23 protein-coding genes and 1 tRNA gene are annotated in these 23,632 nt (G+C 35.3%); 15 read left to right on the forward strand and 9 right to left on the reverse strand.

The genetic code is table 11. The features are described 5' to 3' along the window. Positions 1 to 22: 22 nt before the first annotated feature. On the reverse strand, positions 23 to 1,123 hold the full coding sequence (locus BALOs_RS03045; RefSeq protein ID WP_120404222.1) for a methyl-accepting chemotaxis protein: 1,101 nt from the start codon (positions 1,121 to 1,123) through the stop codon (positions 23 to 25). A 138-nt stretch (positions 1,124 to 1,261) separates the two neighbouring features. Continuing rightward, positions 1,262 to 1,798: a hypothetical protein gene (locus BALOs_RS03050; protein WP_120404223.1), complete on the reverse strand. Its 537-nt coding sequence runs from the start codon at positions 1,796 to 1,798 to the stop codon at positions 1,262 to 1,264. Positions 1,799 to 1,982: 184 nt separating this feature from the next. On the opposite strand from BALOs_RS03050, the gene BALOs_RS03055 reads away from it, so the two are divergent. From BALOs_RS03055 to BALOs_RS03070, 4 genes are all read left to right on the forward strand, one after another. Beyond that, the gene (locus BALOs_RS03055) at positions 1,983 to 3,275 is read left to right on the forward strand and encodes a pyridoxal phosphate-dependent aminotransferase (RefSeq protein ID WP_120404224.1); all 1,293 of its coding nucleotides are present in this window, start codon (positions 1,983 to 1,985) and stop codon (positions 3,273 to 3,275) included. 53 nt (positions 3,276 to 3,328) lie between these two features. Next, positions 3,329 to 3,892, forward strand: coding sequence for an AAA family ATPase (locus BALOs_RS03060; RefSeq protein WP_115361578.1), 564 nt, complete (start codon positions 3,329 to 3,331; stop codon positions 3,890 to 3,892). Between the two features lie 171 nt (positions 3,893 to 4,063). Continuing rightward, positions 4,064 to 4,810 (forward strand): helix-turn-helix transcriptional regulator, encoded by a 747-nt coding sequence (locus tag BALOs_RS03065; protein WP_115361576.1) that lies wholly within the window; start codon positions 4,064 to 4,066, stop codon positions 4,808 to 4,810. A 33-nt stretch (positions 4,811 to 4,843) separates the two neighbouring features. Further along, positions 4,844 to 5,260, forward strand: a complete 417-nt coding sequence (locus BALOs_RS03070) for a DUF3703 domain-containing protein (RefSeq protein ID WP_120404225.1) — start codon at positions 4,844 to 4,846, stop codon at positions 5,258 to 5,260. 8 nt (positions 5,261 to 5,268) lie between these two features. Here the strand turns inward: BALOs_RS03070 and BALOs_RS03075 are convergent, their stop codons facing one another. Continuing rightward, positions 5,269 to 6,246, reverse strand: coding sequence for a 2-hydroxyacid dehydrogenase (locus BALOs_RS03075; protein ID WP_120404226.1), 978 nt, complete (start codon positions 6,244 to 6,246; stop codon positions 5,269 to 5,271). 271 nt (positions 6,247 to 6,517) lie between these two features. Here BALOs_RS03075 and BALOs_RS03080 point away from each other — a divergent pair, with 271 nt between their 5' ends. From BALOs_RS03080 to BALOs_RS03090, 3 genes are all read left to right on the forward strand, one after another. Further along, entirely contained in the window at positions 6,518 to 7,300 is a 783-nt protein-coding gene (locus tag BALOs_RS03080) for an ion channel (RefSeq protein WP_120404227.1), read from the forward strand. Positions 7,301 to 7,348: 48 nt separating this feature from the next. Next, positions 7,349 to 8,251, forward strand: a complete 903-nt coding sequence (locus BALOs_RS03085; protein ID WP_158536859.1) for a DUF4421 family protein — start codon at positions 7,349 to 7,351, stop codon at positions 8,249 to 8,251. A gap of 67 nt (positions 8,252 to 8,318) precedes the next feature. Continuing rightward, the gene (locus tag BALOs_RS03090) at positions 8,319 to 8,747 is read left to right on the forward strand and encodes a co-chaperone YbbN (protein WP_120404228.1); all 429 of its coding nucleotides are present in this window, start codon (positions 8,319 to 8,321) and stop codon (positions 8,745 to 8,747) included. 378 nt (positions 8,748 to 9,125) lie between these two features. On the opposite strand, the gene BALOs_RS03095 is transcribed toward BALOs_RS03090, so the two are convergent. Next, positions 9,126 to 9,202 (reverse strand) — tRNA-Asp (locus BALOs_RS03095). 180 nt (positions 9,203 to 9,382) lie between these two features. Here BALOs_RS03095 and BALOs_RS03100 point away from each other — a divergent pair. After that, complete coding sequence (locus tag BALOs_RS03100) at positions 9,383 to 10,453, forward strand: SO_0444 family Cu/Zn efflux transporter (RefSeq protein WP_115361564.1); 1,071 nt, start codon at positions 9,383 to 9,385, stop codon at positions 10,451 to 10,453. Between the two features lie 22 nt (positions 10,454 to 10,475). Here the strand turns inward: BALOs_RS03100 and BALOs_RS03105 are convergent, their stop codons facing one another. Both BALOs_RS03105 and BALOs_RS03110 read right to left on the reverse strand, forming a co-directional pair. After that, on the reverse strand, positions 10,476 to 12,608 hold the full coding sequence (locus BALOs_RS03105) for a phosphatidylserine/phosphatidylglycerophosphate/cardiolipin synthase family protein (protein ID WP_120404229.1): 2,133 nt from the start codon (positions 12,606 to 12,608) through the stop codon (positions 10,476 to 10,478). A gap of 9 nt (positions 12,609 to 12,617) precedes the next feature. Then, positions 12,618 to 13,901 (reverse strand): hypothetical protein, encoded by a 1,284-nt coding sequence (locus BALOs_RS03110; RefSeq protein WP_120404230.1) that lies wholly within the window; start codon positions 13,899 to 13,901, stop codon positions 12,618 to 12,620. Between the two features lie 220 nt (positions 13,902 to 14,121). Between BALOs_RS03110 and BALOs_RS03115 the strand changes: the two genes are divergently transcribed. Further along, a complete protein-coding gene (locus BALOs_RS03115; RefSeq protein ID WP_115361557.1) occupies positions 14,122 to 14,574 on the forward strand; it encodes a hypothetical protein in 453 nt (150 codons plus the stop codon). A gap of 43 nt (positions 14,575 to 14,617) precedes the next feature. Here BALOs_RS03115 and def read toward each other — a convergent pair whose 3' ends face one another. Then, complete coding sequence (gene def, locus BALOs_RS03120; protein WP_120404231.1) at positions 14,618 to 15,130, reverse strand: peptide deformylase; 513 nt, start codon at positions 15,128 to 15,130, stop codon at positions 14,618 to 14,620. A 49-nt stretch (positions 15,131 to 15,179) separates the two neighbouring features. Between def and BALOs_RS03125 the strand changes: the two genes are divergently transcribed. From BALOs_RS03125 to BALOs_RS03145, 5 genes are all read left to right on the forward strand, one after another. Continuing rightward, entirely contained in the window at positions 15,180 to 15,647 is a 468-nt protein-coding gene (locus BALOs_RS03125; RefSeq protein WP_115361553.1) for a low molecular weight protein-tyrosine-phosphatase, read from the forward strand. After that, positions 15,637 to 16,128: a transcription elongation factor GreB gene (greB, locus tag BALOs_RS03130; protein WP_162929509.1), complete on the forward strand. Its 492-nt coding sequence runs from the start codon at positions 15,637 to 15,639 to the stop codon at positions 16,126 to 16,128. The genes BALOs_RS03125 and greB overlap by 11 nt, the downstream gene beginning before the upstream one ends. 1 nt (position 16,129) lies before the next feature. Continuing rightward, positions 16,130 to 16,504 carry a DUF6165 family protein gene (locus BALOs_RS03135; RefSeq protein ID WP_115361549.1) on the forward strand — a complete coding sequence of 125 codons (375 nt, stop codon included), beginning with the start codon at positions 16,130 to 16,132 and terminating at the stop codon, positions 16,502 to 16,504. Between the two features lie 27 nt (positions 16,505 to 16,531). Further along, a complete protein-coding gene (locus BALOs_RS03140) occupies positions 16,532 to 17,323 on the forward strand; it encodes a class I SAM-dependent methyltransferase (RefSeq protein WP_115361547.1) in 792 nt (263 codons plus the stop codon). Positions 17,324 to 17,440: 117 nt separating this feature from the next. Continuing rightward, a complete protein-coding gene (locus tag BALOs_RS03145; RefSeq protein ID WP_120404232.1) occupies positions 17,441 to 20,629 on the forward strand; it encodes an efflux RND transporter permease subunit in 3,189 nt (1,062 codons plus the stop codon). Here BALOs_RS03145 and BALOs_RS03150 read toward each other — a convergent pair. Next, positions 20,626 to 21,144 (reverse strand): hypothetical protein, encoded by a 519-nt coding sequence (locus BALOs_RS03150; RefSeq protein ID WP_133296929.1) that lies wholly within the window; start codon positions 21,142 to 21,144, stop codon positions 20,626 to 20,628. The genes BALOs_RS03145 and BALOs_RS03150 overlap by 4 nt on opposite strands. A 65-nt stretch (positions 21,145 to 21,209) precedes the next feature. Between BALOs_RS03150 and BALOs_RS03155 the strand changes: the two genes are divergently transcribed. After that, positions 21,210 to 22,175: an SIS domain-containing protein gene (locus BALOs_RS03155; RefSeq protein WP_115361540.1), complete on the forward strand. Its 966-nt coding sequence runs from the start codon at positions 21,210 to 21,212 to the stop codon at positions 22,173 to 22,175. Here the strand turns inward: BALOs_RS03155 and lnt are convergent. Next, positions 22,172 to 23,623: an apolipoprotein N-acyltransferase gene (gene lnt, locus BALOs_RS03160; protein ID WP_115361538.1), complete on the reverse strand. Its 1,452-nt coding sequence runs from the start codon at positions 23,621 to 23,623 to the stop codon at positions 22,172 to 22,174. The genes BALOs_RS03155 and lnt overlap by 4 nt on opposite strands. Positions 23,624 to 23,632 lie beyond the last annotated feature (9 nt).

Raw genomic sequence — 23,632 nt, forward strand, 5'->3', positions numbered from 1 at the left:
TACTACTGTATTATAGTCGAGTTTAAGCACTTCGCTTCTTCTCATCTAAGATTCGATCAAGCCCATCAAAAACACATTCACTTGCTCTTTCCATCTCATTGATGCCATCTGTAATATGCTCAATATTTTCTTTTACATTACTTAGATAGTCGAAGATATGCTTTGTGCCATTGTGAACGTGGGCATGGTCACTTTCGATGTGAGAAAAACAACTCAAGTGTGAGAAGCTTTCTTGACCTTCTCCTTGGTAATACCACTTACCAAGACGGCAGTTATGGTGGTCAACAAAGTCGAATGTAGGTTTCTCTTCAATAATTGAAATATAAGTATTAATTTTCCAAATGACATGATCTAGTTTTGCTAAGCTCATAAAGATCTCATCATTAGTTGCACTAATATCATTAAGTGCATCTTTATTTTTCACCGTTGTATCTGCAATAGTAGTATTGAAGTTATCAATTCGAGTATTAATATCTTTTGTTTTTCTCAAGGACTCTTGTGCTGAATCTTGAAGTGTTTTAGATATTGTTGTGAAGTAATCAGTTTTCTCTTTAATATGATTTAGTAAGTCTGTCGTAGAAGTTGCAAGTTTTTGGACTTCCTCTGCAACAACAGCAAATCCTTTTCCTGCTTCTCCTGCTCTGGCCGCTTCAACGGAAGCATTAAATGAGAGCATCTTTGATTGAAAAGCTATTGTAGAAATTCCTTCAATCGCTTCTAAGATTGCATTTACCCCTTCTTCAATATCAGTTGAGGACTTTGAAGTATATTCCATATTACTTTCTAGGCTCATAATATCATCTAAGATCTCTTTAGAGTCTTGGCGGATTTCATCCATTGAAGAGTCAACCTCATTGAGCTTTTCTAGCGCTTGATAACTATTTTCAACAGAGTCACCCATATTCCCTTGAATATTAGTTAAGCCTTCTTTTAACTTGTAATTTTCATTTTCAAGAAGTGCTATCTTTCTCTTTAGAAAGTCATTTTCAACTTCTAATGTGTTTACACGTTCAAGGTTTTCTTGAAGGGTTCTCTCTTGAACAATTTGTTCCTGAATAAGAGTTTTAACCTTCTCATTTTCAACTTTCTTTGAGTGTTGCTTTCTAAATTTTAGTATTCCCATAAACCTCTTTTCGGCTACTATTGGGACTACATTAAGAAAAAAGATATGATTTTTATCAAGAAATAAAGGAATGCTATTTAACTAACATCCCTTCTAAATATATTTATTAGTCTTTAATACTGATGATACAGAATTTTATTAGTTCTTACTGATTGATTTTAGAATTCTTTTCTCAAGTGCTGGTTTTGTTAACCCTGTTCTTCGTGCAATTTTTGTTGCCTGATCAAGGCTTAAACCTTCTTCTAAGTGTAGGTGAGTGAGGTACCATGCAGAAACTCTATTTCCACTTGAGCAGTGAATATATATTTTCTTATTTGGATTATCCTTTATAAGCTTAGAAACCATTTTTAAGGATCTCATATTGATTTCTTTCTTATTATTAAAGAAAGGAACGTTGTAATATCTCAGGTTTAATTCTGAAACATACTTTGCTTCATTGTAGTCTTTAAACTCATTTGGGTTTCTTAAGTTTACAACTATTTCATATCCTTCTTTTTTTACATTATTAAGGTCTTCTTTTGTTGGCTGTGCTGCAATTGCAAGATTATCTACATAGACAGTATTTTGAATGACTTGGCTATCGCGAACTTCTTTTGATAACTGAGCTGTGCCTGAGTCAAAATTTGAGCAAGCTGTGAGAAATAGAGAAAATGTTAATATGATAATTCTTTTCATTGAAATCCACCTTTATATAATTCTAACTTAGATCATATTACGTATAATGCGGAAATAATTTGATAGAAATCAAATATTCTTTGATATTTCATCGTCTAAGGTATTAATAAAAGGATGTCCTTTCTTATAATCTTCGGAAAAAGTTTCTGATTGCCACTCGTTGTATTTTATTTAAAAATTTATTATGAAAAGAAAAACACAGCCAATTCTAAACCCAAATGTCTTAAAATTAAAAGAATCCGCAACTCTTGCAATTAATATGCGTGCCAGAAAGGCCAAAGCAGATGGCCTTGATATTTGTCATCTTGGATTTGGCCAATCACCGTTTCATGTTCATGAAAAAATACAATCTGAACTCGCTAATAACTCACATCAAAAAGATTATCTACCAACCAGAGGTCTACCTAAGCTTTGTGAATCAATTGCAAATTACTATAACCAAAAATTTGAATACAACTTGGATGAAAATAGAATTTTAGTAGGGCCAGGGAGTAAGGAGCTAATCTTTCAAGCATTATATGTTTTAGAAGGTCCTGTAATCGTACCTGCCCCTTCATGGGTTAGCTATGGTCCACAATTAAATATCAAAGGTCGAGAAATTGATCCTGTTATTACGAGTGTCGATAATTCGTATAAATTAACGGCAAGTGAACTTGAAGAAGCATGTCAGAGACATATTGATGAAAAACAAAAAATTCTGATCTTTAATAGTCCTAGTAATCCAACTGGGGCCGTTTATAACAAAGAAGAGATTGAAGAGTTAACAAGAGTTTGTCGTAAGCATAATGTTATTGTTATTGCTGATGAAATCTATTCATTAATTAATTTCTCAGGAAGTAAGTTTGCAAGCTTTCATCAAATATATCCTGAAGGAACACTAATCTCTAGCGGACTATCTAAATCTCACGCTGCCGGTGGCTATCGACTAGGATTCTTATATGCACCTGAGGGAATGGAAAGTGTAATTAAATGCTTAAGTGCAATGATTAGTGAAACATTTAGTGCCGTATCAGCTCCAATTCAGTATGCTGCTGTAAAGGCTTATTCAATAGATAATGATATTGATAATTATATAAGAACTTGTACTAGGGTTCATGAAGTTTGTGGAAACTACCTTCATGATCGTTTCAAAAAAATGGGACTATCTTGTTCTCATCCAAAAGGTGCTTTTTACTTATTTCCAGACTTTGGAAGTTTTAAAGAGAAATTAAAAAGTAAGAATATCCACAACGATGTGGAATTATCAGAATTTATTTTTGAGAACTATAATGTTGCACTTTTGCCTGGTAGTGATTTTTACTTCCCTAAGGATGCGATGGCCGTAAGAGTCGCTAGCGTAGATTATGAAGGTGAGAATGTTTATAAAGAAGCAAGTCTTAAAGATTCAGATAGCCTAGATTATTCTTTTGTTGAAGCGAATTGTCCTCAACTTAAAAAAGCATGTGATCGACTAGAGGAATTTCTAAATACTCTATAAAGCTATGATAGAATGGTTAGTAGAGTTTAAATAATTCAGCATGGAGAGTTAAATTGAAAATTGTCGTTACAGGCGGACCAGGTGGTGGAAAAACTACGGCCCTAGATCTATTTAAAAGAGAGTTAGTCACTGCAAAACTTGCGATTGTTCCAGAAGCTGCTTCTTCGATTTTTCAATCTGGTGTTGAAAGAGATAAACGTCCTGAAGTTGTTAAAGATATTCAAAAAATGATTTACGATTATCAAGTCAACTTAGAGGCAATTTATGAAAAGCAAAAGAAAGACCATATTCTTCTGTGTGACAGGGGAACTCTTGATGGGCTCGCTTATTGGCCTGCTGGTGGAGATGAGTTCTTTGATAAAGTTAAATCAAATTTTCATGACGAATTAGAACGATATGATGCTGTTATCTTTTTTGAAACAGGGGCATGTTCTGGTGGGGATATTACTTCAAATAATATTTATCGCAATGAAACGAATAATCAAGCTATCGAGTTAGACCGTAAATTAAAAGAAGTATGGTCGGCTCATCCTAATTTCTATGTTGTATCGAGTAGGGATTCATTTATGCAAAAGATAAATGAGGGGATTGAGATTCTAAAACACGTCGTAAAATAATAAGACTTTATTTACAAAATAGTCTCAACGTGATTCCAGTGGTTTATATTGTGTCTGGTAAAGCTTTTATCGTTTTGGTACCGTAAATTGGTACTTTTGCATTGTTTCTTATTTAATGGTTCGGTATTGTGTATCTTACTTTTATCGGTTTAACAGATAGAGGAGATAACCATGAGAGATGAAATATTTATTGCTTTAAAAGAAGTTATTAAAAGTCGTGGAATGAATTATAAAGAACTTGCCCTTGAGCTTGATATGTCTGAGTCTGGACTAAAGAAGTTAATGGCTTCAAAAGATTGTTCAATGAGTAAATTAGATCAAATCTGCGATATACTTGGGATGAGTTTTTCTGATCTGGTTGCTATTTCAAAAGATATTTCTGATTCAAATTTAGTCTTAAATAAGAAGCAAGAAGACTTATTCTTAAAGCATCCAACACATTATCATTTTTTTACAGAGTTAATGGCAAATAATTATGAGTGGCAAAAGCTTATGAGGATATTTCAATTATCAGAAAAAGATTGTCATTCAATTCTAAGAGCTCTTGATAAAGTCGATTTAATTGAATTTGGATCAGGTAATAGGGTTAGGCCTTTATTTAAGGGAACTGATATTAGTATTTCGGCGCAACTTGGAGAAAAAGTTTCCTTTAGTATCGACCGTGCTTTCTTTGATTATGCGCAAAGTGAATTTAAAGCAAAGAAGAGAACTTCTCACGGCGGGCGAGGAACACTTTATCTAAAGAAAGAAACTCTAAAAGAGATGCTTGATGCTTTCAATGAAGTGTCACACGAGTTTGCAAAAAGATCAAAAAGAGAAGAGTTACTTTATGGGCGAGATGCTCTTGAGGAAGTGACACACTTAACATACGTTGCCTGTGGATTTAGGCCATTTGACCATACCTTTGATAGTAAATAATATATTGGTGAATCAAATACAGAAGAGAAGATAATGAATAGAGCATTAAAAAAAGCCTACTTTGTTGAAATAAATAAAGCAAAAGATCTTTATAATAAGAGGTTTTACGACCAATCTTTTAAAAACTTAGAAAGGGCCCATATATTGGGACAACAATCACTTCTTCCTCACCTTGAAACTCATTGGTGGATGTTTAAGATAGGGGTTAAGCAAAGTAATAATAAGGAAATATTTGGTCAAGCTTTAAGAATATTTGCATGTTTTCCTGGATATCTTCTTGGATGGGTTCCAAAGGGCAATACTGGTGGCGCCAATATTAGTGCGGTTAAGCCGATGCCAATTCCAGAAGAGTTTTCTGATTTACTTAAAAGCTATTCTGTTTGGAGAGATGTCGCTATTAGGCTCACTATATTGATTAGTATTTTGAGCGCATACTTCTTAGTGAAATAATTTAGGCTCTATATTGAGTATTCAAAATTTTGACTTTCAATAGAATTAATACTTTCAAATGTCGTTTGAGCAATATTTGTTAGGGCCTCGTGAGTTAAAAAAGCTTGATGTGACGTAATAAGGGTATTTGGAAAAGTCATTAATCTTGCAAGATCATCATCTTGTAAAACATCCATTGAATGATCATCAAAGAATAGGTTTTCTTCTTCCTCGTAAACATCTAGGCCTGCGGCCAAGACCTTCTTGTCTTTCAAGGCCTTTATTAATGCTTTTGTATCAACCAATCCGCCTCGGCTTGTATTAATGAATACGACACTATTTTGCATCTTAGAGATACTAGAATCATTGATAAGATGGTATGTATTATTGTTTAGAGGAATATGAAGTGAAATGATTTTTGAAGAAGCTAGAAGTTCATCGAATTCAACATAGCTAACTCCCAGTTCTTCTAATTCACTGTCTTTACTCAAGTCAAATGCTAAAACCTTACAGCCAAATCCTAGAGCAATCTTACAAAATGCTTTTCCTATTTTTCCTGTTCCAATAACACCAACAGTTTTTTGATATAAGTCAAAACCAACTAGGCCATCGAGATTAAAGTTATTTTCTCTAACTCGATTATAGGCTTTATGAGTCTTTCTATTCAGAGTTAAGATCATGGCCATTGTATGTTCGGCGATGGCCTGTGGTGAATATTCCGGAACTCTCGTTACAGGGATACCTTTTGACTTTGCGTGACTAAGATCAACATTATTAAAACCTGCACATCTTAGAGCGATAAGTTTAATTCCAAAATCACTTAGTTGATCGATTACATCTTTATTCACTTTGTCATTCGTAAATACACTAACGACGTCATGACCTTTTGCAAGAGTGACCGTATCAGAATTTAGTGGGCCACTAATAAAAGTAATAATGTGCTCATTTGCATAATGTAGTAAGTATTCTTTTTCAAAATTGTGGGCACTAAAAACAATTATTTTCATAATGATCTCATCGTTGGTGGTACTCTAAATACTATCATTTGAAATTAATATTGTGCAAACTCAAAGCTTTTCATATTCTTTAGTACCTGAGTAGTTAATAATCAATTTACTCAAAGCGACATTGCTTAATAGAGAATATTTACATTATGTTTTTTTAAAATTGAGCATATAGCTGTTATAATCCTTAAATGACACATGTCTAAGTTAAATAAGGTAGCGCTGCTTAAAAAAGGAGTAAAAAATAAAAATAAGAAAACTAAAGCTAGGAAGTATGCGAAAAGACTTTTATTTTCATCTTCTCAACACAAGTTGGTTGAAGCTGGTTCTTATTGTTTTTATTCTATATTTTATCGGAAACGTTTTCTTTGGACTGCTCTTTACCCTTATCCCAAACTCAATTGGTGGAGAAACACCTAGTTTTGAAAAGGCTTTTCACTTCAGTGTTCAAACCATGTCCACAATTGGCTACGGTGCCTTAAGTCCTACTGGTACACTTGCAAATTTCCTCGTCTTAGTAGAGTCATTTATTGGAATAATTGCAGTTGCAGTTATGACTGGTATTGTCTTTGCAAAACTTAGTCGCCCAAAAGCGCGAATTCGCTTCTCAAAGAATGTTCTTATTACAAAGCATGATGGAATTAGATCTGTGTGTTTAAGAATTGGGAATACAAGAGGTAATGATATTGTTGAAGCAAAGGTTCACCTTTCTGCTCTCTTTAATGAAGTCACATCTGAAGGTGAGAAAGTTAGGCGTATCTACAATTTAGATCTTAAGCGTGATTATAGTCCTTTCTTTCGTTTAAGCTGGCTTATTATTCATCCCATTAGTGAAACAAGCCCTTTATTTGATTACGAGAATTCAGAGCATAAGCTAGTTGGACTCATGCTAACAGTAACAGGACATGACGGAACATATTCAACCACTGTTTATGATCAGCATCTCTATAGTAGAGAGGATATCGTAAAAGATAAGTACTTTGTGGATATTATGAAAGAAGTGACGACAAACACTTACAGAATTGAATACGAAAAATTTGATACATTAAAAGATTGATCTCTTTGCTTATTTAAAATACGCCAATAATTAGAAGGAAGAATTGAAGTGGTTGGAATTGTTTTTGCCTTGGCCATCATAACGGCAATATGGGGGGATCAAATCCATCCTCCAAAAAAACTCATTGAAAGTGTTGAGTATTCACTTGATTTTGCATCACTTAATCACACTCTAGAGGTTGCGGATGAAGTTATCGAATACCAACCAACAGGCCTTTCGTATTCTTCGATTCGCCTTTCCCATAAAGACTTCACAATCGGTGTTAGTTTACAAAATCCAATTAGCGAAGAAGATAAAACGAAGTCAAAAGGTGAATCAAATGCCACAGATATCCAATTATCTTCGACATGGGGAAGGGTTTACTATGAACTCTTCTATCAAGATTACAAAGGCTATAAGATAGAAGGCTCAGACGACGGTATAAGGTCAAATATTTCGAGCTTAAATTATGGTGTGACAGCAGTTTATTTCTTTAATAAGTCCTTTCGGCCTGCAACTCTATTTGGCCATACTGAGAAAAACCGCTCTCCTCAAAAGTCATCAATTATTGAAGTTAATATCTCTGATGTTAAATTTGAAAGTAATGAAAGTTTAATACCTACTGAGCTTCAACCCAAATTTAGTGGTTTTGGGGAAGTAACAAGAGTCGACGCTACTCAGTACGCACTCTCTTATGGTTATACGAGACAATTTCAACTATCTAACTTCTATCTTCTATTGAAAGGGACAATTGGTTTAAATATTTCTGATCTGAAATTTAAAAACTCCAATCTTAAAGATGATGTCACTATTGGTACGGCCATTGGAATTGGTGGTGATATTGGTTATGAGTTCGATCAATCTCTTTTTGGAATTATGATAAATAGTAAAAGGTTATCTAATACGTCCGACTATAATACTTATTCCCAAATTAGATCCTTCGGTTCTTTGTATTATCGATTCTTCTTTTAATAAATATTTGACTTAAATCAAATATTTTTAATCTAGACTTTGTTATAATGAAAATAAGGAGTAAGAAATGAAAAAGATAATTCTTTGTGACTCATGTGGTGCAATTAATCGAATTGATAATGACAAACTTCAATCATCTGGTGCCGTTTGTGGAAAGTGTTCAAAAGATTTAAACACCAGTGCAAAGGTTACAAGTATCTCCTTTGAAAAACTAGAAAAGATTATCAAACATGCACAACTACCTGTCTTTGTGGATGCCTATGCTGACTGGTGTGGCCCATGTAAAATGTATGGACCAATTTTCTCTGAATTTGCTCAAAGCAATTGGCGCTCAGGGGAGTTCTATAAAATTGATACCGAAAAGAATCCAATGATTTCGGTTAAGTTTGGTATTCGAGGAATACCTACAACTCTTCTCTTTAAAAATGGAAAATTAGCTCACTCTCAAAGTGGAGTATTGCAGGCCCCTCACTTGAATCAAATGTTATCGATGTAGGTGTATTAGTTGCTTTCTGAAAATGTATTTGAGATTGCAGGGTTGGTTCTCCGACCTTCCGTCGTGATGTGTACTTATTAATGTAGATTGGAATTTTTGCGGGGAACCCTCTCTCCCTCGCATCGTGCTCGGTCGTCAGGGTTGCACGGCTTCAATTAGCATACTGCTTTTCTTTGAAGAAAATTATCAATTCAGGAAATGTTTGTGAGATTGCAGAGTTGGTTCTCCTGACCTCCCGTCGTGGTCGGTCATGAGTTGTTCAGCATCAAATTGCCATACTGGCATTTGCTGCTTCCAAAAAAAAAGCCGAGTGGGTTAACTCGGCTTTAATATCTTAGACTCCGAAGAGTTTAAAACTTGAATGTTACGAAATGAAAATGGCGGGAGCGAAGGGACTCGAACCCTCGGCCTTCTGCGTGACAGGCAGACGTTATAACCAACTTAACTACGCCCCCGCATTTCGTAAGAATTAATATAGGGATTTGGATTACATTCGTCAATAGAAAAAATAAAAAATTGTTCATCTTTTTTCGTCTCATCTATAAAATTTGTCTATCAACTGCCCAAAATTACGCAACTATGCAGGACGAACAGTGTTTGCTCTGCTATGATATGCTCAATAAAAGAAGGTAATTATGGGTTTTTTAACATCACTTTGGAATTATATATTAGTATCAGCGCCATTTCTTATGTTTGGGCTTCTGGCCGCTGGAATTATTAAGGCCTTTATTTCTGTTGATCGCATCAAGAAGGCCATGGGTGGAAAAGGAATATGGGGAGCTTTTAAGGCCTCTGTACTAGGAATCCCGCTTCCTCTATGTAGTTGTGCCGTAATCCCTACCGCTGCTACTTTAAAGAAGCAGGGAGCATCAAATTCTGCGACATCTGCCTTTCTTATTTCAACTCCTGAATCAGGTGTCGATTCAATTGCCATGACTTATGGAATGATGGATCTTCCAATGACAATAATTAGGCCCGTTGCCGCATTCTTTTCTGCAATGGTGGCCGGTGTTCTTCAACTTGTCTTTAAAACAGATAAATTCGTTAAAAATGAAGAGCCTGAAGTTAAGAGCTGTTGTGCAAGTAAGAAGAAGGAAGTGGCCAGTGAGAGCTTTTCAAAGAAATTAAAGGACTCTTTTAAATTTGGTTATTTTGAGCTTGTTGATGATATGGCCGTCTGGCTTGCATTTGGAATCTTGGCCGGAGCCTTTATCGACTTCGCGCTTCCTGCAAACTTCTTTGATGGACTTCACGGTTGGGCCGGAAGAGGTGCAATTCTATTAGTTGGTATTCCTCTTTATATTTGTGCATCTGCAACGACTCCAATTGCCGCATCACTTGTGATGAAGGGAATGAGTCCTGGAATGGCATTACTTTTCCTACTTGTAGGACCTGCAACTAATATCTCAAATATTCTTGTCATAGGTAAGTATATTGGAAAAAGAGGAGTGGTAATCAATGTTGTAGCAATTGCTGTTGTCGCATTAGTATTTTCGTTTCTAACAGATTATCTATATCAAGCCTTCACTTGGCCATTAGACTTTAAAGTTGCTCATCATGACCACGAAGTATCAAGTTGGTGGGAGATTTCTCTTGCTGTCGTTTTTACTTTGTTGATTTTGAGATCTTTATTATTAGTAGAATTACCAAGAAGATATAAGCTTTATAAAGCTAATAAGAAACAATCAAGTAGCTGTTGTGGATAAACAGCTACTTGATTAGATAAGATTATTTGTGTCTCTTTTCAATTCCATCTTTTGATTTGTAAACCATACTTCCAACTGCATTGATAATCGCAGAAGAGCGTTTACCAAAAGCAACACCTTGGATATTAGCTTCAAAATTTTCTATATCAAAGATTTCCATCTTTTCTGAATCGTTCCAATCTCTTTTAAAGCGCTTTTCAAAACTTAGTACTTCACCTTTATCAAAGATTTGAGCACCAAACTCTCTAAAAGATCCTTGAAGAGTATCTGGATTAATATTTGAAGATCCACCTAGAACTGTAATCCCGTCGACTGAAGTGATCTTACGATGGTTTTCTTGGTGATATTCTTTTGTTGTACCATCTGGGAAATTTGCTGTAATACCATAAGTTTTACGAGCACGAACTTCAATACCTGCATCAACAAGCCTCTTAACAAAGAGAGTATTTGGTAGCCCATTCATTCCAAAGTTTCCATTGTGGTCAATTACAAGTTTGATATCAAGTAGTGGATTCTGTCTTTTTGCCTTTATCAGTGCATCGATAACATATGAATCATACAGAAATAGCTGCTCCATGAAGATATTCTTTTCTGCTTTTGAAATCATATCAATTAAGATATTTCGAACATTTTTGATTGTTCCATCGACATCGGCTTCAGCTAGGCGAATAACAGAGTCTCCTTTCACTTCGTATTTGTCTTTTGTGATACTCATATCCTTTAGAATCTGGTCTTTTTTTGCAAGATAGGCGCGATTATCAAAGCCTTGTTCTTTATAATAAAAGCCAAGTAATTCCTTCGGGTCTTCAGTTAAGGCCGCTTCTAGATCTCGATAATATGATGCTTGAACTAGTCCGGCTGCTGCACCTGTGACATAAATGGCATCATCATAGTAATAACCACCACTGTGGTCAGTCCAGTTCTTTGAACCAAAGTATGCTTGTGCATTTTCAGTATTTCCATCAACCACAATTACTTTTGAGTGGTCAATTTTTGATTCAAAATACGTACTACCTGACTCAAAGTATTGAATCGCTTCCTTTGTTTTTGGAATTAGTTTCGTAATCCCAAAAGGAATCCCTGGAGGGTGACGTTGAATATTTGCCTGAAGAAGTGAAACATTATTTTTTAGCTCATCCTCTGTTTCAATACGCTTTTTAATATATTCAAATATAGGCATCATCTCATCAAGCATATTGTAATTTGTTGCATAGTCGTGGAGAAGAACAACCTTAAAATTAGGATTCTTCTTAAGCTTCTCTTTTGTCTGGTCAAGAAGATACTCTGAAAGAGTCGCACCTAGTGTTCCACCAAATAAGAAGATATCGATAAATACTGAATGCTCAGCACTATCAATCATATCGCGAATCTTAATATAAATTGGATCTTCTTGAAAAATGATATTTCCTGTTGGATCTTCTCCTGTTGGCATCTTGATATAATCAGAATCAAAATCTAGTTTTCCACCAGCAAAGATAACTCGTTGATTTAGCCAGTCAATTCTTTCTAGAGATCGATCATTTTCTGAAACAATTTCAGTTTTATTAGAAGGAACAAATCCCAGGGCCGAAAGAGAGTATGTATTGATATCCTTAAAATGTTCATTGAAGTCAATATTGATAATTTCATTATTAGAAAGTTCTTCAATGACATCTTTTGATGTGGCAATTTTTAAAGAGTGTATTTTCAAAGTTGAAAAATAATTAGAAATAGAATTTGATGTAATACCATCTCTTGTTATTTTCTCTAATAGCTTCGCTGCTTGGGCCTTATCTTTTTCACTTGTTAGAGGATTATCAATATAATCTCTAAGAATAAAGAGCTTGTAGGCCATATAGTAGTGAATAACTTCTGCAAGGTTCTTCTCATTAGGATTGACTTTTGCCCAATAAGTAACTGGCATCGCAATCTTATTTGGAAGAATCTCATCGGCTTTTTTCATGAACTTTACCGCCGATTTCTCTTTTAGCCCCTTGAGGTCTTTGAGCGCATCAAAGAAGCTTGGTGGATGAGAGTATTCTCTTTGTCCATAGAGAGAATCGTAGCTTTCAAGCATTAGCTTTTGAGATTCAATGCGATCTTTAATATTGAATTGACCAGCAAATGATTGCATCGCAAGAGCTGAAAGAATTGTACTCGTTAGAATCTTTTTCATATTCACAACCTAGTTATTGATAAATTTTCTTAAATTTAAATTCTTAATAATAAATTCTGTATTATCCTCAAGGAACGTCTTTTTAATCGCATGACGTAACTTCATTCGTTGATCAAAGTCACGAGGGTTTGCTGTTACACGACTCTTACTTGTGAATTTCTTCTCTTGATGATCGTAAACAAGTTTTTTGATCTGTCCCTTGAAGTTGGTTTTAATAGGCCCACTTGAGAAATCACCTTTGAAATTAAATTCTGATGTTTTAATATCGTTCTTCTTTTTAAAGAAAGTGAATAGTCTCTTAAAGAAGCTATCGTATTTCTTATCAAGAGAGACAATCTCACCAAAGTGAATAATTGTTTTCGTTTTCTTTGGGATAATATTTTTCAAATTGTATTCGTAGATCGTGTCAACTGTGACAACTTGAGGCATATCATTTTTTGCGTTGAAGTCTTGTTCCGTAATATTTAGGTACTTCGACTTGAATGAATCCACTTTTAAATCTGTTGGAGAATTAACTCGAAAGTACTTTCTTAAACGAAGAAATCCTTTTACACCATTCTTCTTAGGATTTGGGATTGGTTGAGAAATCTTCCAATCTGTATCAATAACTTCAGCTGCAAGGGTAATTGCACCACCTAGGTATTGATAATCTTCATTTGATACTGGAATAGGTGTTTCAATAATAGCGTTTGAAAAGTTTGCATTATATTTCTTATATTCTTTATAAAGGCTTCCTGTGGAGTCAATATTTACTAGTTGGTTTGTTTGTAATTCGTCTTTATAAGTAGCGGAGTCTTTTTCATAAGGAGTAAACATAATATCAAATTCAAAGTTTGAATCGATAAGCTTTACAACTTTTATAGTATAAACAAATGTATTTAAAAATTCTTTTGTCAGCTCAGGAAGAACTTCTGTTTTAAGTGTCTTTCCTTCATCATTTCCTTTTTTAATGAGTCTCTCAAAGCCCTTTGTTAAACCTTCTGAAATGGCTTCTTTCCCATTTTCAGTAAAGTATTTAGCACCTTTATCAGACCAGAAGTCTACGCTCATCTTATAATCAACGGTTCCATTAAAGTCATCGTATATAACATAGTCTTCTAATGGATAGAGTACTTCGTATTCTTTATAGTCACCGGGAGCCTTTTGTGATGCTGGTGTTCGAGGTTGATGAATTTTCTCTTTTGAATAGACGCTATCAAATTGCGACGTTGATAAGAATTGATAGGCGACAAATGCATTAACACTGAGTACACCCACTAGTGCAATAATATTTTGCTTCTTACTTTGACTCATATTTATCTCTCTTAGTTTTATATAACCCTGCTTTCTTGTCGGTTATTAAGGGAAATAACTTTAGCGAGAGATGCTAAATGCCCAAAAACACTTGTTAGTAGTAAAGTCCGAGTTTTCGAGTTTCAAAGAAAGCTCACAAAACAAATTACCTTTAATTAAGTTTAGATTTTTTACAGAAATAGCTATCGTTATTTACAACCAAAAAAACATGGAGGAAAAAATGAAAAAGATTATTCTAAGTTTACTTTTAGCTTCTGGTCTAACTTTTAATGCATCTGCTGCTGTTGGTATGCTTTCAGGTAACTGCTACCTAGCTTACACTGGTTTAGTTGCAATGAAAGTTAGTGCAGGTTACTCAATTAAAGCAATCTTCTCAGGTGAATCAAAGGATTGGGTAAAGGCAGCTAAAATTGGACTTGCTGGATTAATCGTTCTTGATGATGAAGGACTTGCAGAGTTTGGTCCAGTTAATGGAACACTAAAAGGTGTGACAGCTGACCAAATCGCTATCTACAACTCTGAAGTTGAAGAGGCGAACCTAATTCTTGAAGAAGTCGTGACTCAAATTGATCGTGAAACTTCAGTTTCTGAAGCAAAAGCAATCTGGGCACGTTATGAAGATTCAGTATCTCCAGAAACACTAGATGTTATGAGAGCGATTGTTTCTGAATAATTAAGCAATCAAAAAAAGAGGGCCCGGTTTCGGGCCCTTTTACTTACAAATTTTCTTCAAAAACTAATTGTTTTATATCTTTGATTTGATCAACGTAGAGTTTTCCAAATAAATGATCGATCTCATGTTGAAATACTGTGGCCAAAAATCCTTGTGCTTCAATCACAACTTCTTTGGCATTTTCATCAAGAAAAGATACGCGAATATGATTTGGTCTTTCTACAAAACCCCTTAGGCCTGGCACAGATAGACAACCTTCCCAATATCCATCTTCTTCTTGAGTTAAAAATTCAATTTTTGGATTAAAGATTATCATTCGTTGACTAGCTTGGGCCTCTTCATAGCGAGACTCCTCCGGGACATCAATAATTGTAACTCTTTTTGAGACTCCAATTTGAGGTGCCGCAATTCCAATCCCACCAGCAGCTTTCATCGAATCTTGCATATCTTGAATGAGCTCTTTTGTTTCAGGAGCTAAAATTTCTTCTTTTGTGAATTCTTGTGTGATCTCTCTTAATACTGGATCACCCATTGTTCTAATCTTTTGTACTGTCATGACAAATCCTTCGATTTACTTTCACCAATGATTCTATCATAATTCTATTATGAAAATCTTATTTGTTTGTCTTGGAAATATCTGTCGTTCCCCTGCTGCCGATGGTGTGCTTGTTCATAAAGTACGAGAACAGGGGCTTGAGTCTGTAATTGAAGTGGATTCAGCAGGAACAAGTGCCTATCACGCTGGAGAAGCAGCCGATAAAAGAATGCGAGAGCATGCTTTTCGTCGCGGTTATTTACTTACGAGTACTGCCCGTGGATTTAATAAGGATGATTTTGAAAAATTTGATTTGATCCTTGCGATGGATAAGTCAAATTATCGCAATATTTTAGAGTTAAATCCAAATCAAGAGCAAAAGAAGAAAGTTGAGTTATTCTGTGATTATTGCACGGGAGAGTATGCCTCTTATGAAGAGGTTCCTGATCCGTACTATGGTGGAGCACGAGGTTTCGAAGAAGTTTTAAACTTAGTGGAAAATGGAGTCGAGGAGATCCTTAGACGCTATGGCAATTAAGAAAGATAATTACATTACACCTAAAGGTTTGAAGAAACTTGAGGATGAGCATGAGCATTTAACAAAGGTAGAACGTCCTGAAGTGACGGCCACTGTAAAATGGGCCGCTTCACTTGGTGATCGATCTGAGAATGCAGATTATCAATATGGAAAAAAAAGACTCCGTGAGATTGATCGAAGACTTCGTTTTCTCAATACGAGAATTAATGCGGCAAATGTCGTTGATCCAACTGAAATAAAAGCTGAAAAAGTACAATTTGGTGCGAGCGTGACCTTAGAGGATGAGCAGGGTCGTGAGCGAAAATATTCAATCGTTGGAGTCGATGAAGTTGATACAACTCGTGGACTTGTGAGTTGGAAGTCTCCAATTGCAAGAGCAATGCTTGGAAAAGAAGAAGGGGATGATGTCATTGTTCAGGCTCCTGAAGAAGATTTTGAATACACAATTGTGGAAATTAAATATATTGATATCGAGGTGTAATATGATTATTGAATGTCCAGTATCGCTAGGTGAGCTTGTGGATAAGATGACAATCCTAAAGATTAAAACAGAAAGAATTGAAGATCCGGAGCGTGTGAAGCTAGCACAACAAGAATATGATCAATTGGCCAAACGATTAAATGAGCTCAACTTAGAAGGTCTCGATAAGTATATGAGTGAGCTTAAAGAGATAAATGAAAAGCTTTGGGTGATCGAAGATGATATCCGAATTAAAGAAAAAGAGGGTGATTTTGGTGAAGGTTTTATTTCTCTGGCACGTAGTGTCTATGTGACAAATGATTTGAGATTTAAGGTTAAAAATTCAATCAATATGAGTTACAATTCTGGCATTAAAGAAGTAAAGTCTTACAAGTAATTTTTAAAATAAAAAAGAGAAGAGAGAATGAGTAAAATTCCAACGAATTTAAAGTACGAATTGTATGAAAAGTCAGTTCAAAATCATGAAGCTGATATTGAATTTATTAACAAAGAATATAAGAAAGTTTTTGGTCGTGAGCCAAAGACACTTCGTGAAGACTTTGGTGGAACAGCTGCAATGGCCTGTGACTGGGTTAAAGAAGGTAAGGATCGCCAAGCTTGGGGAATTGATCTTGATGAAGAACCACAGGCCTATGGTATCGAAAATCATTACTCTCGATTAACTGAAGAAGAAAAAACACGTATGCACTATATTCGTGGAAATGTTCTTGATGATTATGACTTTACTGCAGATGTTACTGTTGCATTTAACTTCTCATATTTCATTTTTAAAGAAAGAAATGTTCTTTTAAATTATTTTAAGCAAGTAAAAAAGAATATGGGTCCTGAGAGTATCTTTATGGTTGATATCTTCGGTGGAGAAGAATGTCGCCAAGAACTAGAAGAAGAGACTGAACACGAAGACCATACTTACTTCTGGGATTGCGATAGCTACAATCCTCTTACAGAAGAAGTACAATATTATATTCATTTTAAAACTCATCACGATAATAAGCTTTACCGTGAAGCTTTCTCTTATAATTGGAGACATTGGTCAGTTGGTGAAATTAAAGACATTATGAAGGATGCTGGTTTCGAGAACGTTGTAACTTACTGGGAAGGTGAGGACGACGACGGAACAGGGGACGGAAACTTCTACCAATCAAATGATGAAGAAAATTGTGAGTCTTGGGTGACTTATATCATGGCCTACTAAGTATTTTTAAGTACTTAGGTCATGTAAATTCGATCATTTATTCAAAAAACCTAATTTATTCACATACTTAATGTTAGAAGCTACTGTTTATTATTTTATTAAATAAGGCAGTAGCTTGTGAAAAAACTCGTATCATACTTCGTTGATAATAGCTTCTTAGTAAATCTTTTAAGTGTCATGATGATTCTATTTGGAATTATTTCATTAAGTCATATGAAAAGAGATCTTATTTCTAATTGGGCATCCAAGAGGATTCAAATTACTGCAACTCTTGTTGGAGCAGGGCCATCACAAGTTGAAAAGTTTCTCACTTATCCAATTGAGCGTGCCATTAAAGGTAGTGCTGGAATCGATAAGATTTGGTCGAATTCACAACAAGGCTACATGAAAATAAACGTTAATGTAAAAGATGATTACGAAGATATCTCTGAGTTAGAATCAAGAATCAAAGATGCAATCGAAAATATACGTGGAGATCTTCCAAGTGAGACGGAAGATATTGTTGTACGCCACCTTAAACAGACTGAATCTTGGTTTAATTATTATGCAATTGAAAACTTTGATGAACAAAATGATACTCACCAAAAATGGATGCTTAAAATTAAGGAGCAGCTTGAAAGAGTAAATGGAGTCTCAAGAGTTGATAATTACAACGCTGAAAAGAATTTATATATCCAATTAAATGAAGAAAAACTTGCTCGTTATCGTCTTTCTCCTGCTGATATCTATAGAAAGATCAATGATACTTTTAGAATTTATCCACTTGGTTCAATTACTAAGGGAAGTGATACATATTCTGTAGAGATAGAAAATAACGAATATGATCTAGAGGCCCTAAATAATATTATTATTCGATCAAATAATTCTAGCCACACCCTTAGGCTAAAAGATATTGCTTCTCTTGAGTACAGACTACCAAAGAAGACGAGAGAGTATTATACAAATGGAAAGCGTTCAAGCAGCTTTAATATCTTCAAAGATACTGAAGCAGACTCTATTACACTTAAGAATGTATTAGAAAAAGAAGTTGCTCAAATTAATGAAAATGCTCCAGAAGGGCTACATGTCATTAGTGTAGAGGATGGCCCTGCATTTATTGAGAGACAAATTAATGCTCTTCAATCAAATGCATTTTTAGGAATTATCCTCGTTGTTATCACTCTCTTTTTATTCCTAGGATTAAAAACGTCTCTAATGACTTCTTTAGGAATGCCTTTAGCGTATTTCTTCACTTTTACAGTTCTTGATACTTTTGGAATTTCAATTGATCTAATTTCTGTCGTTGGTCTACTTCTTGTTATCGGAATTATTGTTGATGATGCAATTATTATTGCTGAACAATATATGCAAAACTTAGAAAAGGGCGCCTCTTCACGAGATGCTGCTATTGGAGCAGTACTTTCTACTTGGAAGCCTATTTGTGGAACAGTTGCAACGACACTTATCGCATTTACTCCTATCCTTGTAGGAAAAGATTCGATGTCAAATATCTTACTGGCCATTCCTGTCGTTGTGTTTGCAGCACTTCTTTTAAGTTTATTTGAAAGTTTCTTTATTCTTCCAAATCACTTACATCACTTTGTTTCAAAGGCCAATATTCATCATGAGTCTAGCGTTTTTCAACGCTTTAAAAGAGGATATGTGAAGCTACTAGAGTTCTCTTTAAAGTGGCGCTATATCGTTCTGGCTTCATTTGTGGTTATCATGATCGCTTCGATGATTTTTGCTAGTAAGAATATCAACTTTAACTTCAATCTAAGTATCTCTTCAGAGTCTGTAGAGTTTATTGGAGAGTTAAAAGAGACGAAGGGGCTTAAGGATACTTATAAGCAACTAGCTCCAGTCGAGAAGATCATGGAAGGTATTGATAAGGATAAATATAAGAATTATCAAATTACAGTAGGTCAGAATTATACAAATGGTAAAAAACAAGTTGGCCCGCAATACTTTAGTTACCGTTTATCTTTTTCTCAGCTAGATGATAATGTGGAAGCTAATAAGAAGGATGTCGAAGCCTATTTAAAAGATAAGCTTGATAAGCTTCAAAAGACAGGTGTCTTTAGCCGATTAGAAGTGAAGATAGCTAAGGGTGGAAATGATGAAAGTCGTGAAAACCTAGTTGAGGTAACAATTCGTTCACAAACTCCATTTAACGTGGAGAAAGTAACTGCTGATACAAAGAAGACAATTGAAGATCTAAAAATTGAGGGGATAAAGTCAGTCGATCTAGACGACTCTCTATTTAAAGATGCATGGATATTTACACCAAAGAAGAATGAAATCCAATCAAGGGGCCTAACTCTAGCTCAGGTTTCAAATCAACTAGTGCAATTCATTAATAAGAATGAGGTCTATGAGTATGCAGTAGGTAATCGTAAGATTAAATTCTACACATATGTAAAAGACGGTGATGAATTGAATTTTAAAGATCTTGGAAAACTACCGGTTGTTCTTTCTAATGGAAATATCATTAGAGCTTCTCAGCTTGGATCTTGGAAGAAGGAGAAGAGGCAGTCAGTGATTAAGCACTCAAATCTTATGAGAAGAGTTGTTGTTGATCTTCCTTTTGACAAAGAAGTGATTAAAAAAGAAGTCTTAATTAACAAAGTAAAACTTGTTACAGATGAGCTTTCAAAGAAATATCCTGATTTAACATTTAACGCTCAGGATGCAGATGAGCAGTCTCGTAAGAATAAGGCATCCATGGCCAAAAAGTTTGCTTTTGCACTACTTGGTATCTTCTTCATTTTAGCAATTGTTCTTAGAAGTATTATGCAACCGATCCTAATCTGTACTGCAATTCCATTTGGTGTAATTGGTGTTATCTGGGCATTCTACCTACAGGGATTAGATATTAGCTTAATGGCCATTATTGGAATTATCGGTATGGCCGGTGTTGTTGTAAACGATAGTCTTCTTCTTGTGGTAACGATAAATGAGAATCGTAAGGACTGGTTTAGCTTTCACCGCCCTGAGATTATTGATGGGGCAGCAAGCCGTCTAAGACCTATTATTCTAACTAGTATTACAACTCTAGGTGGTGTTTTCCCAATGGCCTATGCAATTGGTGGAGATGCTGGCTTCACTAAGAGTCTGGCCATGAGTATGGGATGGGGTCTACTCTTTGCGACGGTTCTAACTCTTGTCGTTTTACCGTGTATGCTTCTAGTGCAGAGAGACTTTATGGTTTTCTTTAGCCGTAAGATTCTAAGAAGAAGAGATTCTTATATGGATGATACGATTGAAGTTGAAGAGGATATTGTTCTCGTAAATCAAAATTTAGAGGAAGAAAGCGTTATTCATTAGAATAACTCTTTCTCCGCCTCGCGGGCCTTTTGTTCTTCGATACCTTTGATCATCTTCTCTCTTTTTAGAATACGATCAATTCGGTAGAGAATCGTCTTTTCAAGGATTCCATCAGATCTTACAACCCTCCAACCTTGAAGAAAGTCTTTTTCAATCATTTGGCGACGATAGATTGAGACTTTAGAAACCTCACTCTTTCCTCGATATCCTTTAATGACATTGATAACGAGTTTAAATTGAGCGGCCTTAACCATCTCTTTTGATCCAAATGCATCCGAGAAATTAACCTGACTCGTGTTATTTATCCAACGTGTCTTAATTGTCCCAGCTTCTTGGTTTTTTACTGAAATATCATATTGTTGCATAATTTCTAAGACGGCCTGCCAAGTCTGATTGAAATTGGCCTTATAGGTCTTAGCTGGCATTTCTGATTCTTCAACTAATTGTTCAAATTGTTCATATGAACTACAACTAAAAAGTAGGGTAAAGATGACGATTAATTTTAACATTTTCATATATTTATAATAACATAGTCATACACTCGATCGAGAATGAAAATTTGGTACACAATGAGGTTATAATGGACCATTTTAGTCAAATGAAGGAAGTATTGAAACTTGAAGCAGACTCAATAAACCGAGTTATCGGCTTATTAGATGAGCAAATGTGCAACAAGTTAACAAATGTTTTTGAGTTCCTTCACGCTAAAGGGGGCCAAATGGTTCTTTGTGGTGTTGGGAAGTCTGGCCTAATTGGTGAAAAGCTTTCTTCAACATTTAGCTCTCTGGGGCTGCGTTCAATTTTCCTTCACCCAACTGAGGCCCTTCACGGGGATCTTGGAAGAACAAGTGAGAATGATGCCATTATTTTCTTATCAAAGTCGGGAACAACTAGTGAGATCATGAAGCTTATGCCTTTTCTTCGCATTCACAAAGACCATAGAATTGCTCTTGTTGGAGACCTATCAAAAGCAATTGCAAAGGAATGTGGAATTGCATTTGATTGCTCTGTTGAAAGGGAAGCTTGTATAAATGACCTTGCTCCAACCACTTCTTCAACAGTTGCTCTTGCTATGGGAGATGCTATTGCAGTTGCCTATGAGAAATTTGTAGGGCTTTCAAAGGAAGGCTTTGCAATTAATCACCCTGGTGGAAAACTAGGTAAGTCATTAACGATGAAAGTTCGCGATCTCATGTGGCCATTGAAAGAAAGTCCTATTCTAACTTCAGAAAAGCTATTAAAAGATGCTGTTCTAGAGATGACTAATAAGCCTCTAGGTGCTCTTGCAGTAATGGATAATAACAAATTCAGTGGAATACTTGTTGAAGGTGATATTCGCCGATCTATTGCAAAAGAAGAGAATGCTCTTGAAAAACCACTTTCTGAAATCATGACAAAAGAGCCAAAGTATATCACTTCTAATGAGCTTGCAATGGATGCTTTAAAACTTATGGAGCAAAATAAAATTTACGTTCTACCAGTAATTACTGATGGTAAATTTGAAGGCTTCATCCGCATGCACGACCTTTTAAAAGAAGGCTTTTAGAATTTAAAGTCCATATTAGTTTGTTCGAAATTCTTAGTGCGAATTAACTCACTTCCGTCCTGGAGAATTACTGATGAGATTCCAGTATTCGTTGCGCGAATGATTGGAAGTCCAAATTCCACCGCACGCCACTTTGCAAGAAATAGGTGTTGTTCCTGTTCTGAGTAAGGCCCATACCATGAATCATTGGTTACATTAACAATGAAGTCGACTTTTTCTCCGCGCTCTTTTACTGCGTTTAAATACTTTGAGACATAACGAGGAAAGAGTACTTCATAGCAGATTAGGGAAATGAATCCCTTATCTTTCACTTTAAAATTTGTAAAAGATTTACCTTTAGCAAAAAGTGAAACATTAGTGAGGTATGGGGCCACATACTTATTTAATGGGCCAAATGGAAGACCTTCACCAAATGGAATAAGAACCTGTTTGTGGTAGGCTTGCTCAATATCGCCATCTTTTGATGCCAAGATTGTAGCATTGTATGTATTTTCTAAAACATCTGGCTTTGTAGATGCTAGATCATAAGTCCCAATAAAGTACTTTGAATTTGAATTTATAAAGAGCTCACTTAGTTCAGCATTCACTTTCTTATTTAGTTTTGTAAAAACAAATCTTGGATATGAAGTCTCAGGCCAAATGACTAAGTCCATTTTATCAATGCCGTCATTTAGACTCATCGACTTATAGATATTAACGACCTCTGAAGCGGCAAGACGAACTCCTTGCTCCGACTTAAGTTTTAGATCATTTCCTATATTTCCTTGAACAACACGAATATTAAGTTCATTGTTGAGCTCATTTTTAATCGGCCCCATAAGAAAATTGGCCGATAAGAGAACAAGGATGGCCACGGCCGCAAAGGATGGAAGACGCCTCTTTTTTGAAAAACTAAAAATAAGGTGTCCGATATAAAGAGTCAGAAAGCTATAAAAAGGCTGACCTAAATACTTTGCTGGTTTTAAATAAGGTGAAATCTTAAGCCAAGGATGGCCAAAGAGAGCAGGGAATTGCTGTGGTGTAAATATCTCAAGTATCACAAATACTAGGCAGTAGAAGATGCCACCGATTAAACTTTCCAGCTTAATACGATCTCTTAAAAAGTAGAAGATGATTAAGAAGAGATAGAATTGTGGTGCAATCACTAAAGAGAAGAGCTGCCATACTAGAAAGTTAAATGGAAAAAATAGTCCACCAAATTCATTTAAAGTGAACATTAACCAATAGTAGCCTGCTAAATTATAACCCCAACAAAATAAGAAGATATTGAGGAGATTGAATTTGAAGCGTCTTTCTTTATCTAGGCCATAGAAGATGATGGCCGCACTAATGAATATGGTTGGAAAAATTGTGAATTCACCAATAAAGGGAAAGTTTAAAGCATAAATAATTCCTGCAAGAACATGCAGTACGGGCAGAGCAAATTTGTGCTTAAGAATTCCAATCATACTCTATTG

Origin of the sequence: Halobacteriovorax sp. BALOs_7, from assembly GCF_003612895.1 — a bacterium.
GTDB classification, from domain to species: Bacteria; Bdellovibrionota; Bacteriovoracia; order Bacteriovoracales; family Bacteriovoracaceae; genus Halobacteriovorax_A; species Halobacteriovorax_A vibrionivorans.